Raw genomic sequence first — 13,142 nt, forward strand, 5'->3', positions numbered from 1 at the left:
CAGGCAACCGGCTCCCCAGCAAACTCAATGCCATGCCGGTCAGCTTCGAGATCTCAATCGTGACCGCACGTAGCGCGTGAAAACACGGTGGGCGAGGACGCGCGCGCGGATATTGCGTCCGACCGCCACAAATCTGACATGCACCTCAACTACCGGATCTTATAGGGAGCGAGGGCACATTGATGCGTCCAGGTGCCGAGAATCGATTCCGAGAAGGCAGCGTGCTCCTCAAAGCGTTTGTGTCGACCCGCGTCACGCTTCTCTCCCAAGGTCTTTGCGAAAAAATTGTCGTCCAGCAAAGGCCGAGGGCATCTCGCCGCCATATGCGCTCAACCCAAGGAGGTTTACGCCTTGTCGCGCTGTGGGCTACCCGCCCTCACCACTGCGAACGTCGTTCTTACCCGGCTTCCTCAAGCTTCTGGCGGACGATCTCGCTTACCTCTTCGATATGCTCGAGAACCGCCTGGGCCGCCGCATCGGGATCATTGGCCAAGATGGCGTCGTGGATCTGTTTCATCCGCGCAAAGCCCGAGGCGTGCCGGTCCTCCGTGGAGAGGGTCAGCGCCCGCAGGCGGCTGATGCGCCCGTTCAGACGCTTGACGACATCCCAGGCGACGTCGTGGCCGGCCGCCTCGAAGATCTTCTGATAGAATCCGCTCGAGGCATCGTAGAGCTGCCGTGAACTGTCCCCTGAATATGCCTTCGAGAGCACGTCGAGCGCCTCCGTCAGGGAGGCTTTCACAGCGCCATCGGCAACCCGGGCACAATCACGTGCGGCATCGGATTCGAGAAGCAGACGAACCTTGTAGATCTGGCTCGCCAGCGGCCAGTCGAGCGCTGCGACAACGGGCCCTTTGTTCGGGATGAATTCGACCAACCCCTCCGCTTCGAGGTAGCGCAGGCTCTCGCGGATGACCGACCGGGACACTCCGAGCTCATCGCAAAGCGTGCGCTCGACCAGCCGGGCACCGGACTTGAAGTAGCCACTGAAGATCGCTTCTCGTAGCCGTTCTGTCGCGAGCGTTCGCAGCGTCTGGGGCGGCTGCTCAATCCTTAGGCTTCCTGTCGGCACGTCTACCATCTTCCATCCCCGCATCTCGCTTTAGAAAAATAATGCATTTTATTCAACGCACTACCAGCATCACGCCCATTTGCATTGCAGCATTCGATGCTCCTCCGATTGGTCTTCCCAAGAACATCCGGTCGCCCCGGCACTTCGAAACTACCGATAGATGGAGGGGCCGAGCAATGCAAGATTGACATATGATCTCATGGTATACCAACATATGAGAAGATGATATGAGGACACTGCCGTGCAGCTCGTGCTGAGAAAAACCCTTCTCCATGAAGAGACCACACTGATCGAGGGCGGCCGCAGCGCCGAGACGCCTCTCCGCCTGATTGCCGCCGCAGCGGTCATCGCCAACCCCTGGGCCGGGCGCGGTTTCGTCGAGGACCTCAAGCCCGAGATCACCGCCATTGCGCCGGAGCTGGGGGCCCTTCTGACCCGCATGATCATCGAAGCCGCGGGCGGCGGCGACCGGGTCGAGGGCTACGGCAAGTCCGCAGTGGTCGGCGTCAATGGCGAAGTCGAGCATGGCTCTGCCCTCATTCACACGCTGCGCTTCGGCAACCACTACCGCGACGCCGTGGGAGCGAAGAGCTACCTCTCCTTCTGCAATACCCGTGGCGGCGCCAACGCGCCCGTAATGATCCCGCTGATGGACAAGACCGATGCGGGCCGGCGGTCGCATTACCTCACCATCCAGATTGCAATCCCCGATGCCCCGGCCCCCGACGAGATCGTCGTGGCGCTCGGCGCCTCCATCGGGGGCCGCCCGCACCATCGCATCGGAGACCGCTATCAGGACCTGAAGGAGCTCGGACATGATCTCGAAAACCCTGCGGGCGTCTGACGGGCGGACGGTCCGGTATCTCGAAGCCGGAGACGGGCCACCCCTGCTTCTGTTTCATGGCGTCGGCATGCGCGCCGAGACCTGGGCCCCCCAATACGACAGGCTGGCGCCACATGCCCGGATCATTGCCCCGGACATGGCGGGGCACGGAAGCAGCGACGCGCTCGAGGGCGCGCCACGCCTGCCCGACTATGTCGCTTGGGCGGCACGGTTCATCGAGGCGCTAGAGATCGGACCCGTGGCCTTGGCCGGGCACTCGATGGGTGCGCTGATCGTGCTCGGGCTCGCGGTGGAGTTTCCGCACCTCGTCGACCGGATCTGCCTCCTGAACGCGGTCTACCGACGAGATCCGGCGGCGGCGGAGGCTGTCCGGTCCCGTGCGGCCGCACTCGAATACGGCGACGACGATCCCGAGGCGACGCTCGACAGATGGTTTTATCCCGGCGAACATCCCGCCTTGCGGCTCCAGGTGCGCGGCTGGCTGGCGGACGTGAACCCCGACGGCTACCGGCAGGCCTATACCGCCTTCTCGACCGGCGATGCGGTCTACGCCGACGCCCTACCGCGCATCCGTTGCCCTGCGCTTGTCCTGACGGGCGAGCTTGACCGCAACTCGAACCCCGAGATGACCCGGCGCATGGCCGAAGGCATCCCCGGCGCCCGCGCCGTGGTGATCCCCGGCGCGCGCCACATGACAAGCCTGACAGACCCGGAAGCGGTCAATCGGGAACTGCAAATCTGGCTGGCAGAGCGCCGGCAGGATGTGCCGGACACCGCACGCGCCCTTCACGTGACGGACCGACCGGCAGGATGACCCGCATCGCGGGCGAACGAAGAACGACGACGAACCAACAGGGAACTCTCATGAAACAGATTCTTCAGACGATCCGGGGCGCTTGCCTTGCCATTGGCCTTGCCGCAGGCGCGACCGCAACCACCGCCGCCGCACAGGACGCCAGCACCTGGAGCAACATTCAGGACAGCAAGACGCTGCGTGTCGGCGTGGCCCAAGCCGAACCTTGGTTCTTCAAGGATACGATGTCGGGAGAGTGGACCGGCATCGGCCCCTCCTATGCCCGGGCGCTCGCCGCAGCGATGGAGGTCGAGCTCGAGCTTGTCGAAGTCACCTGGGGCACCGCAATCGCGGCGCTGCAATCCGACAAGATCGACATGATGCCGTTGCTTAACATCACCCCGGCCCGTGCGATGACAGTGGATTACGCCAACTCGCCGCTGGCCTATTCCGGACTCGCCCTCCTGGTGCGCGACGGCATCGATGTCGAGACCTGGCAGGACGCCAACTCGGCCGACCTGACCATCGCAGTGCCGCACGGCGCCTCCGAGGATCAGTTCGTGTCGACCTATCTCGACAAGGCGCAGGTCCAGCGCTTCCCCTCCTACGCCGAACAGGTTGCCGCGTTCCAGAACGGCGGTGCAGACGCCGTGATGCTGTATCACCCGACGTTGGCGGTCATGTATGACCGCATCGGCGAAGGCAAGATCGTGATCCCCGCGCCCTATCACATCGACAGCTCCGACGTCGCGGTGCGCCGCGAGGCTGACAAGACGTTCCGCGACTATCTCTCCGTGGCAAACAACTACTTCTACACCACCGGCAAATCGCAGGAATGGTATGCCGAATTTCTCGGCACCCGTGGCATCGATGCCGGTGGAATTCCCGGGATCCAGCGTGAAGCCTGGACCGCCCAGTAAGGCCCTCTGAAAGATCGCGGTGCCGCGTCCTGCGGCACCGCCTGCGGGCCCTCCCCTTCGCGCCCGCCCACGACCGGATCGGATCATGACCTACGACTGGAACTTCTCTTTCCTCGCCTCGAATGCCGGGCTCCTGGCGCATGGCCTTGGCAACACCCTGCTGGTCACCGTCATCGCGCTGACCATCGGCCTCGCAGGAGGCCTGCTTCTGGCGCTGCTGCGGCTGTCGCGGATCTGGCCGCTGCGCGCCTGCGCGGCGTGCTTCGTCGAGGTCTTCCGCGCCCTGCCGCCTCTGGTGCAGCTCTACTGGTTCTTCTTTGCCATGCCGCGCCTGACCGGCCTGCGCATGACGCCGTTCGAGGCGTCCGTCGTGGCGCTCTCTCTGGTCGCATGCGCCTTTATCGCCGAGGTCTTCCGTGGCGGCATCCTGGCCGTTCCGCGCGGCCAGTGGGAGGCCGCCAAAGCCATCGGCCTGAGCCCCGCACGCACAATGACCCGCGTGATCCTCCCGCAGGTGCTGCAGCGCAACCTCCCGATCTTCCTCGAGCGCGCCATCGAACTGCTCAAGACCTCGACCATCGCCTCGGCGATCTCCTATACCGATCTTCTGTTTGCGGCGCAGGACATCTCCTTCCGCACCTACCGCACGCTCGAGGCGTTCACCGTGGTGGCCCTGATGTTCTTTCTGCTGATCTTCCTGTGCAGCCGCCTCACCCACATGCTCGAGAGACACATGGCGCGCTCCGGCGCGATCCGGGTGCACTGATGGACTGGCTCGATGCAATCCTGCCCCGCGGCATCAGCACCGACACGCTGATCTTCCTCTGCCGAGGCCTGGTGCAAACCTTCAAGCTCGCCGCAGTCGCCCTCGTCTGCAGCCTGACGCTGGGCGTGGTCTTCGGGATCATGCGATATTCCGGCGGACGCGCCCTGCGGCTTGCCGCCACAACATTTGTCGAGCTGTTCCGGAACACCCCGGTGCTCGTGCAGATCCTTTGGTTCTACTTCGCCCTCCCGATCCTCACCGGGCTGGAGGTCAGCGCCTTCACCGCCGCCGCGCTCGGCCTGTCGCTCAACTCGGGTGCCTTCTCGGCCGAGATCGTGCGGGCCGGGCTGCAAGGCGTGCCGCGCGGCCAGTGGGAGGCGGCCGAGGCGCTTGGCCTGTCCCGCGGCTGGCGGCTGCGCAGAGTGATCCTGCCGCAGGCGCTGCGCAACATGCTGCCCGCCTTCACCAACCGCTGGATCGAGCTTTTCAAGCTCACCTCGCTCGGCGCCATCATCGCCTATCCCGAGTTGGTCTATTCCGCGCAGCAGGTCTCGAACACCTGGTTCAACCCCGTCGAGGTCTTCTCGACCGTCGCCGTCATCTTCGCCGCCATCGTCATCCCCGCGACCTGGGGCCTGCGGCGGCTCGAGACGCGGCTGGCAAGGAAAGCATAAGTCATGTCCGATCCGCTTCTCACCATCCACGACCTGCACAAGAGCTTCGGCCGGGCGGAGGTCCTCAAGGGCATCGACCTGTCCGTGTCGCCTGGCGAGACCGTCGTGCTCCTCGGCGCGAGCGGCTCGGGCAAGAGCACGCTGCTGCGCTGCATCAATTTCCTCGAACTGCCGACCACCGGCACCGTCACCTTTCGCGGCGAAACACTCGGAACGCCCTCGGGCAAGGGGCGCAAATACTCGGAGCGCGAACTGCGTGCGCTGCGCGCCCGGGTCGGAATGGTGTTCCAGCAATTCAACCTGTTCCCGCACATGACAGCGCTCGAGAATATCGTCGAGGGACAACGCGCCGTGCTGCATCGCAGCCGCCCCGAGGCCGAGGCGCGCGGCCACGCGCTGCTTGAGCAGATGGGCCTGTCCCACCGCGCCGACGCATACCCGTCCGGCCTCTCCGGCGGGCAGCAGCAACGCGTCGCCATCGCCCGTGCGCTGGCGATGGAGCCCCAGATGCTGCTCCTCGACGAGGCGACCTCAGCGCTCGATCCGGAACTCGTGGGCGAGGTGCTGCGCGCGATGCGCGCCCTGCGCGACGAAGGCATGACCATGGTGATCGTCACCCACGAGCTTGGCTTCGCTTACCATGTCGCCGATCGCGTGCTCTTCCTGAGCGACGGCGCCATCTACGAGCAGGGAACCCCGGAAGAAGTCCTGCGCCATCCCAAGCGTGACCGCACACGCGAATTCGTCAACCGGCACGGCGAGTTCAGCCTGCCGCCCGCCGACCGGCCCTGAGCCGGTCGCGCCCCTATCAAAGCAACGGAGAGACCATGAAACTGACCTGGCTTGGACATTCCGCCTTTCGTCTCGAATATGCCGGCGCGGTGATCCTGATGGACCCGTTCCTGAACGGAAACCCGCTCTTCCCCGGCGATTACGCCGACGCCATCGCCGGCTGCACCCACGTGCTGCTGACCCATGGACACGAAGATCACATCGGTGACACTGCCGCGATCTGCCGTGAGACCGGCGCCATGCTGGTTTCGACGCCGGAAATCTGCGGCTTCCTGTCGATGCAGGGGGCCGAAACCGTCAACCCGGGCAATATCGGCGGTACAGTCGATTGCGGCGGCTTCCGGGTGAGCTTCACCGACGCGACGCATTCGTCCTCGGTCACCACCGAAAGCGGCATCGTTTATCTCGGCAATCCCACCGGCATGGTGCTGCGCTCCGAGAGCGAGGCCACGCTCTACAATGCGGGCGACACCGGGGTGTTCTCCGACATGGCGCTGATTCACGAATTCTATGCCCCGAAGATCGGCCTGCTCCCGATCGGAGACCGCTTCACCATGGACGCGGCCGGCGCGGCCCTCGCCGCCCGGCGCTTCTTCGAATTCGAGACGGTGGTGCCGATGCATTACGCCACCTTCCCGCTGGTTGCCCCCGACGCCTCCGGGTTCATCGCCGCGATGGAGGGCAGCGGCGTTGAGGTCGCGGCGCCCGCGCCGGGTGTGACGCTCACACTCTGATCCCGAACCAGTCGAAGGAAGCTTCACATCATGTCGAGAACAGCAGAAATCGCCGGAGGCGGCATCGCGGGGCTGTCGCTGGCCTGGGCGCTTGCGGATCGTGGCTGGCGCGTGCGCCTCCACGAGCGCGGCGAGGAGATCCGTGAGGTCGGCGCCGGCATCTACCTGATGCGAAACAGCACCTCGATCTTCGCGCATCACGGCCTTGAGGACCGGATCCTGCAGGACAGCGTCACGCTCACCGGCTCGGAACGGGTAACCAGGGATGGCACGCTGATCCAGCGCACCCGCTTCACCCCCGAAACCGAATGGGTGGTTCTGCCACGCCCGGACCTGATCCGGCGGCTCGCCGACATCGCACGCGAGGCCGGGGCCGAGATCGTGACCCAATCCCGGATTGCCGGGATCGACCCGTCGGGGGCCCTGATCGGCGAGGATGGCCAGCGCTTCGAGGCCGACCTCGTGGTGGCCGCAGACGGCGTGCGCTCGGCGCTGCGCGGCAAGCTCGGGCTCGACATGCTATACGAAGACCGCAGCTCCGGGGCGACGCGGATCCTCGTGCCTCGCGACAAGAACCGCGACCGGCCGGTGATGCAGGAATACTGGTCGGGGCGCCGCCGCATCGGCATCGCCCCCTGCGGCCCGGACCAGATGTATGCCTATCTGAGCTGCCCCAATGACGATCTCGCCGCGCAGGTGCCGCTGGATGTGAAGATCTGGACCGAAGCCTTTCCGGGCTGCGACTGGTTCTTCGAGCGCGTGACCGATCCCGACGCCGCGGTCCGTCACGGCTACAGCCTCGCCAGGGCACGGCACTGGCACACGGGCGCCGCAGCGGTGATTGGCGATGCCGCCCATGGCCTGCCGCCGACGCTTGCGCAGGGGGCTGGCCTTTCGATCACCAACGCCTATGCGCTGGCAGCAACGCTCGAGCGGGAGCCGGATATTCCCACTGCGCTGGCCGCGTGGGAAGCGCAGCAGCGCTGGATCTCGGACAGGACGCAGGATTGGTCGCGCCGGCTCGATCAGATCACGACCGGATGGCCCGCGCCGCTCATGCCACTGCGGCGCCCCGCGCTTTGGGCCATCGGAGCGGTGTTCGGCGGCCGGGTGCGGGTCGCCGACCGGGTGCGTCTGGCCTCATAAAGGGAGGCCGCTCCCCGGTCGCGACGCCATAGTGTCTCCAGACGGACAGTCCCACGAGACCGGGGCGGCTTGGATCGCAGGCCGACCGCGGACCACGCGATCAGCTCGGCCGAATTCTCCGCCCTGTTTCGAGTGCTCGGCCTGCTCTTACCGCTGAGTTTCGACGTCCGCGTCCAAGCCTCCCAGCCTCCAAGCTTCCGAGCCCGGATGCCGGACTTAAGCCCTTAGAGCAGGATCATGTCTTCGCTGACATCGGCCAGACGCGTATCCACGAACGTGATCTCGACACCCTGGTCCACAAAGACAACGTTACTTCCGACCTGGCTCATCTTCGCGAGCGCCTGCTCCGCGTCGGTATAGCCGAAGTCCTCGAGCGCCACGTAGTCCCAGGGCTCGAGATCCAACACCAGATGGCTGCCGCCGTCCGCCTGTTCGAAATCGAACACATCGGCGAACAGACCGCCGGCCAGCGCGTTATCGCCGCTCTCACCGCTGAGCCAGTCGTGAAACGGATCGCCCGCGCTATGCTCGATGCCACGCATCCAGGCCTTGAACGCCTCGGCTGTAGCGGCGACGAACTCTGCGCTCTGGGCGAAGCCGCGCACCACCTCGGCCCGGCTCATTCCGGCGTCGAGCCGCGCGGTCCAGTTGGCGAGGCCGGTGGCGTCGGCTTCGCGGCCCAGCACGTTGCTGTAGAGCAGGCTGACGAACCCCTGATTGTCCAGCGCCCCATAGGTGGCCTGGAACTCGGCGCTGTTCACGAAGCCGTCGATCACCGACTCGAGTTCCCGGCCATCCGCCAGCCTTGCGGACCAATTGCTGAAGCCGGTCACATCCGGAGCCCGGTCGAGCGTCGCCTGATAGATCCGGTAGACATCGTCGCCCCACCCGGCCTGCGAGCTGGCATTGGCAAACGAGCGGGCCTCGGAGGCGGTGGCCTCGGTGAACTCGGCACTCTGCGAGAAGCCCAGAACCACCTGCGCCCGGCTCATCCCGGCGTCGAGACGCGCGGTCCAGTTGGCGAGACCGGTGGCATCCGCTTCGCGGCCCAGCACGTTCTCGTAGAGCAGCCCGACGAAAGCCTGGTTGCTGAGCGCGCCGTAGGTGTTCTGGAACTCCTGACTGTTGACGAAACCGCTGGCGACCTGCTGCAGGCTCCGCTCCCCAGTGAACAGACGTTCGCTCCAGTTCGTCAGCCCCGTCGCATCGGGCGCACGATCAAGCGTCGCCTGATAAAGCCTGTAGACGGTGGCAGCCTCGTCCATCGCATAGGTCGCGTCGAACCCGTCTCCGAAGATCGCGTCATCGCCGCCGCGGCCAAAGAAGCTCTCGGCGCCGTCGCTGCCCGAGAGTTTGTCGCCGAATTCGCGGGTGCCGCGCAGTTCCTCGATGCCGGAGACGGTCTGCAGGAAACCGGTGCCCTCCCAGCTGCCCATCGCTGTGCCGGCGGCGAGATCGACGGCGACCGCACCGGTCATGCCGCTCTGATCGAAGCGCAGCATGTCCCAGCCGTCTCCGCCGATGACGGTGTCGTTGCCGCCCAGGGTCGCGAAGCGCTCGTCGCGGGCGCTGCCGGTCATGCTGTCCGCATGGGCGGTGCCGCGGATCTCGATCTCGCCCGGGAAGTAGAGCGCGCCGGTCACCTCGTCGGCATAGGGCGCGGCGGTGGTGATCGTGTCGCGACCGCCGAAGCCGTCCTCCGAGACGATGCCGGCGGTCATGTCGATGACGATGCCGCGGGTCGGGCTGTTGCCGGAATTGTCGGTCTTGTAGTCGAGCCGCACGGTGCCATCGGACTCGCCCAGAACGAAGCTGTCGTTGCCGCGCCCGCCGGTCAGCGCCAGCCAGCCGTCATCGCTGACCGTGGCGTTGAACGTGTCGTCCGAGGCGGTGCCCGACAGCGCCAGCCCGTCGGCCTCCATGGCCGAGACGACACTCAGGATCTCGGTGGTGCCATGGCCGCCGGTCTTGGTGATCAGGGCGGTGTCGTTGTGGCCGTCGATGTCGAAGCGCATGCCATCGCCAGAGGCCACCATGTCGGCGTGATCGATGTAGAGATAACCGTATTCCATCGAGCCGGCATCGACGGTGTCGTCGCCGAGCCCGGGGTCGACCGTATCCTCGCCGTCGCTGTCGCCGGGATCGATGTAATCGTCGCCGTCGCCGGTCGCGATCCAGTCCATGCCGGCGCCGGTCATGAAATCGTCGTCCTGGTCGCTGCCGATCACCGTGACCGGCACCGAGCCGAGATCGATACCGTAGCCGAGGAAGATCGGAGACACGCCCACCAATCCTGTGGACGCGGTCGCGTCGACAGTGATCTCGCCGTTCCGCTGCAGCAGCTCGACGATCAAGCGGTCCTCGAGACCCGACTGCCAGTCGTCCAGAGCAGAGATCAGCTCTTGCAGGCCCCAGTCGATGTCAGTGATGGTCGCAACCAGATTGCCGCCCCGGTCGTAGAACTCCATCGCGCTCACCGTGCCGCTGATCTCGGCATCGTCATAGGAGGCGCGCAGCCCGGTCCCGATCAGAACGGTGCGGTAGTTGGTCTCCGGGTTGCTGACCTCGACCCGGAGGGCGCTGGCCGAGATCAGATCGAGATCGACGCCGGCGGCGGTCCAGTTGCTGAGAAATGCGTACTGAAAGAAGAAGCGTGGCTCTCCGGACAAGGTGATGAGCATAATGGTACCTGCAGTGGTCTTGGACTGTCGAACGGACGACGACGTAAAGAAATCCAGTTAAGCTGTGTTTTTCGCGTTGATCGATGCGGGCCCGGGCGGGCCGATGCGCCCCAGAACGTGAATAAATTATGCACGTTTTCAACAGGAACGTTACCGGGCGGGGAAGGCGTGAAGCGCCTGTGTCGGTTATGCCTCAGCTGCGGAGCGGGCGATCAGACGATGCCGGTGGCCCGGACCGGGACGGCTATCGCGACGCGATGCTTACCGGGGATGGGCGCCGATCGGCCAGCGGCGGCAACCATTCGACACGCACCGGCTTCAGCAATGTCAGCGACGCAGTTGCGCGAGAGCCTCACGGCTGAGGCCGCCGAAGACACCATTCTCGCTCGCCACGCGTGAGGCTGAGCTTCGATGGCTTGCCGCCTCACCGGGGAGGCGTACACGCTGAGGCAGAAAATGCTCTGAAGTTAATCAGAAATCTTGACGGATGCCTCAGAGTTGAACGAGTGTCGCCCGGCTTATCACCAATTGAATGTTTATTTACATGACACCTAGTACAGACGTTTTCGACATCGGCCGCCTTGGATTCTATGGCGGCTTGGGCGCAGAGATCACGACCCTCGCCAACGGCAACATGGTCCTGACCTGGAGCGAGACCGGCACCAGCATATTCAACCCCCTGCCGGGCTTCACGGACGGGAGCAGCAATGTCATCGCAGCCTGGATGCTCGATGCGAACGGCAACCCGATTGGCCGCCCGTTTCAGGTGAACACCACCGAAGCCGGCCTCGACCTCGACCCGCAGGTCACGACGCTGAGCAATGGAAACTTCGTGATATCCTGGACCGGCACCGACGCTGACGTGGTCTGGGAACAGGACGTGCGTGCCCAGATCTTCTCCCCATCCGGTGCCCCTGTCGGGAGCGAAATCGCCCTCGACGCGACCCCCATGGGCAGTCAGAGATACAGCCGGACCGTCGCCACCCCCGATGGCGGCTTCATCGCCACGTGGACAGACGATGGCCATGGCGGCACCGATGTCATGGGGCAGCGGTTCTCCGCGACCGGTCAGCCGATCGGCCCCGAAGCGGTGCTCTACGATCCGGCCTATTCCGCCAACGAGTACGAATGGATCAGCATCGGCGCCAACCAATACCGCGTGTTCGACCACATGCAGACCTTCGCCACGACTGGCGCAACCGAAGCGCTGGACGGCGAGAACGCCTTCGCGACCGAGCTCGTGGGCAACAATCCGAACGAACTCCGAGCGAGCACCCTGACCTCGACGACGCTGGCCGATGGCAGCTACGTGATGGCGGGCACGGTCCGGCCGGATGGTGCTGAAGATGTCGAAATCTACATGTTCGCCCGCGATGCCAATGATGAGGATCTGTTGCCCGAAGGCGCGCTCGGGCGGTACGTTGGGATCAATGAAACCCCCTACAACAGCAGGAATTTCGCCCTCGAGATCGAGGGCTTGTCCTCGGGCGGGCTGGTTGCGGTCTGGACCCACACCGAAGAGGCTTCGACCTCGGTCATGGCGCGGTTCTTCGACGCCGATCTCGTGCCGGTGGGCGGAGAGGTCCGTGTCGACACCAGCGCCGGGGCCAGCCTTGAACCGGTGGTCACCGAAACCGCGTCGGGCGAGGTCCTGATCGCCTGGACCGAAGTCAACACCTCTGCCGAGAACCCCGGCCTCGACTTTGTCGCGCGGCGCTTTTCCGTCGACGGCGAGCCGCCCAGCGGGCCGCCCCCGGCCGAGACAAACACCTTCATCGGGACCGCCGCCTCCGAAGCGATCATCGGCGAGGACACCGACGACCTGATCAGCGGGCTGGCGGGCAATGACACGCTGACCGGCGCCCGCGGCGATGACACCGTCATCGGTGGTCCCGGTGCCGACGCCCTGACCGGTGACGCCGGCGACGACCTGCTGATCGGCGGCGAGGTTGCGGATGTCTCGAGCGCGACCGGGGCCAAGATCTTCCGGGTGTTCCAGGCCACGCTCGCGCGCTTCCCCGACAGCACCGGCTATGGCAACTGGAGCGAGCGGCTTCAGAGCGGCGAGCGGACACTGCTCGAGGTGATCGAGGGCTTCGTGGGCAGCCCGGAATTCCAGGCCACCTACGGTGCGCTCGACAACACCGCCTTTGTCAGCCTGCTCTATCAGAACGTGCTCGGGCGCGCGCCCGATGCGACAGGCCTTGGCAACTGGGTCGGGCGTCTGGAGGACGGCATGTCGCGCGCCGAGGTGGTGCGCGGCTTCTCGGAAAGCGGTGAGTTCAAGACCAACACCAACGACGCCGCCAGCGCCTATGTCGCCGCCGAGATTGACATCGCCGACAGGCTCGACGACGCGTTCCGCCTCTACCAGGCAACGCTCGACCGCGCGCCCGACCTGACCGGGCTCGAGAACTGGGCGACCCGTCTCGAGAATGGCACCGCCTACGTGACGGTCGCCAACGGCTTTGTCGCCTCGCCCGAGTTCCAGAGCACCTATGGCGCGCTCGACAACGAGGCCTTTGTCACGCAGCTCTACCAGAACGTGCTGGGCCGCGCGCCGGATGCCACCGGGCTTTCGAACTGGACGCAGAGGCTCGAGGACGGCATGAGCCGCGCCGCGGTGGTTCAGGGCTTCGCGCAAGCACCCGAATTTGTCGCCAACACCGAAGAGGCCTTCATGACCTTCATGCGGTCGGTCGAGGGCGACACCTTCGATG

11 protein-coding genes are annotated in these 13,142 nt (G+C 65.3%); 9 read left to right on the plus strand and 2 right to left on the minus strand.

What is annotated here, in order from left to right:
* Window positions 1-397: 397 nt before the first annotated feature.
* Window positions 398-1,081 (minus strand): GntR family transcriptional regulator, encoded by a 684-nt coding sequence (locus AC6RA4_RS16525; protein ID WP_500162197.1) that lies wholly within the window; start codon window positions 1,079-1,081, stop codon window positions 398-400.
* Window positions 1,082-1,313: 232 nt separating this feature from the next.
* On the opposite strand from AC6RA4_RS16525, the gene AC6RA4_RS16530 reads away from it, so the two are divergent.
* From AC6RA4_RS16530 to AC6RA4_RS16565, 8 genes are all read left to right on the plus strand, one after another.
* Window positions 1,314-1,916 (plus strand): amino acid synthesis family protein, encoded by a 603-nt coding sequence (locus AC6RA4_RS16530; RefSeq protein WP_500162199.1) that lies wholly within the window; start codon window positions 1,314-1,316, stop codon window positions 1,914-1,916.
* The gene (locus tag AC6RA4_RS16535) at window positions 1,888-2,730 is read left to right on the plus strand and encodes an alpha/beta fold hydrolase (protein ID WP_500162201.1); all 843 of its coding nucleotides are present in this window, start codon (window positions 1,888-1,890) and stop codon (window positions 2,728-2,730) included. The genes AC6RA4_RS16530 and AC6RA4_RS16535 overlap by 29 nt, the downstream gene beginning before the upstream one ends.
* Before the next feature lie 50 nt (window positions 2,731-2,780).
* Window positions 2,781-3,629 carry a transporter substrate-binding domain-containing protein gene (locus AC6RA4_RS16540; RefSeq protein WP_500162203.1) on the plus strand — a complete coding sequence of 283 codons (849 nt, stop codon included), beginning with the start codon at window positions 2,781-2,783 and terminating at the stop codon, window positions 3,627-3,629.
* Window positions 3,630-3,714: 85 nt separating this feature from the next.
* Window positions 3,715-4,395, plus strand: coding sequence for an amino acid ABC transporter permease (locus AC6RA4_RS16545; protein ID WP_500162205.1), 681 nt, complete (start codon window positions 3,715-3,717; stop codon window positions 4,393-4,395).
* Entirely contained in the window at window positions 4,395-5,069 is a 675-nt protein-coding gene (locus tag AC6RA4_RS16550) for an amino acid ABC transporter permease (protein WP_500162207.1), read from the plus strand. Before AC6RA4_RS16545 ends, AC6RA4_RS16550 begins: the two co-directional genes overlap by 1 nt.
* A gap of 3 nt (window positions 5,070-5,072) precedes the next feature.
* Window positions 5,073-5,861, plus strand: a complete 789-nt coding sequence (locus AC6RA4_RS16555; RefSeq protein ID WP_500162209.1) for an amino acid ABC transporter ATP-binding protein — start codon at window positions 5,073-5,075, stop codon at window positions 5,859-5,861.
* 35 nt (window positions 5,862-5,896) lie between these two features.
* A complete protein-coding gene (locus AC6RA4_RS16560; protein ID WP_500162211.1) occupies window positions 5,897-6,595 on the plus strand; it encodes a metal-dependent hydrolase in 699 nt (232 codons plus the stop codon).
* A gap of 30 nt (window positions 6,596-6,625) precedes the next feature.
* A complete protein-coding gene (locus AC6RA4_RS16565; RefSeq protein ID WP_500162213.1) occupies window positions 6,626-7,741 on the plus strand; it encodes an FAD-dependent oxidoreductase in 1,116 nt (371 codons plus the stop codon).
* 224 nt (window positions 7,742-7,965) lie between these two features.
* Here the strand turns inward: AC6RA4_RS16565 and AC6RA4_RS16570 are convergent, their stop codons facing one another.
* Entirely contained in the window at window positions 7,966-10,422 is a 2,457-nt protein-coding gene (locus AC6RA4_RS16570; protein ID WP_500162215.1) for a DUF4214 domain-containing protein, read from the minus strand.
* A gap of 544 nt (window positions 10,423-10,966) precedes the next feature.
* Here AC6RA4_RS16570 and AC6RA4_RS16575 point away from each other — a divergent pair.
* Window positions 10,967-13,142, plus strand: a 2,176-nt coding sequence (locus AC6RA4_RS16575) for a DUF4214 domain-containing protein (RefSeq protein ID WP_500162217.1), incomplete at its 3' end; no start/stop codon positions are given.

Source organism: Salipiger sp., assembly GCF_059781815.1.

Coding starts and splice junctions, on each gene's coding strand:
- AC6RA4_RS16525 (WP_500162197.1), bottom strand. CDS start 1,081: ATGGTAGACGTGCCGACAGGAAGCCTAAGGATTGAGCAGCCGCCCCAG.
- AC6RA4_RS16535 (WP_500162201.1), top strand. CDS start 1,888: ATGATCTCGAAAACCCTGCGGGCGTCTGACGGGCGGACGGTCCGGTAT.
- AC6RA4_RS16540 (WP_500162203.1), top strand. CDS start 2,781: ATGAAACAGATTCTTCAGACGATCCGGGGCGCTTGCCTTGCCATTGGC.
- AC6RA4_RS16545 (WP_500162205.1), top strand. CDS start 3,715: ATGACCTACGACTGGAACTTCTCTTTCCTCGCCTCGAATGCCGGGCTC.
- AC6RA4_RS16550 (WP_500162207.1), top strand. CDS start 4,395: ATGGACTGGCTCGATGCAATCCTGCCCCGCGGCATCAGCACCGACACG.
- AC6RA4_RS16555 (WP_500162209.1), top strand. CDS start 5,073: ATGTCCGATCCGCTTCTCACCATCCACGACCTGCACAAGAGCTTCGGC.
- AC6RA4_RS16560 (WP_500162211.1), top strand. CDS start 5,897: ATGAAACTGACCTGGCTTGGACATTCCGCCTTTCGTCTCGAATATGCC.
- AC6RA4_RS16565 (WP_500162213.1), top strand. CDS start 6,626: ATGTCGAGAACAGCAGAAATCGCCGGAGGCGGCATCGCGGGGCTGTCG.
- AC6RA4_RS16570 (WP_500162215.1), bottom strand. CDS start 10,422: ATGCTCATCACCTTGTCCGGAGAGCCACGCTTCTTCTTTCAGTACGCA.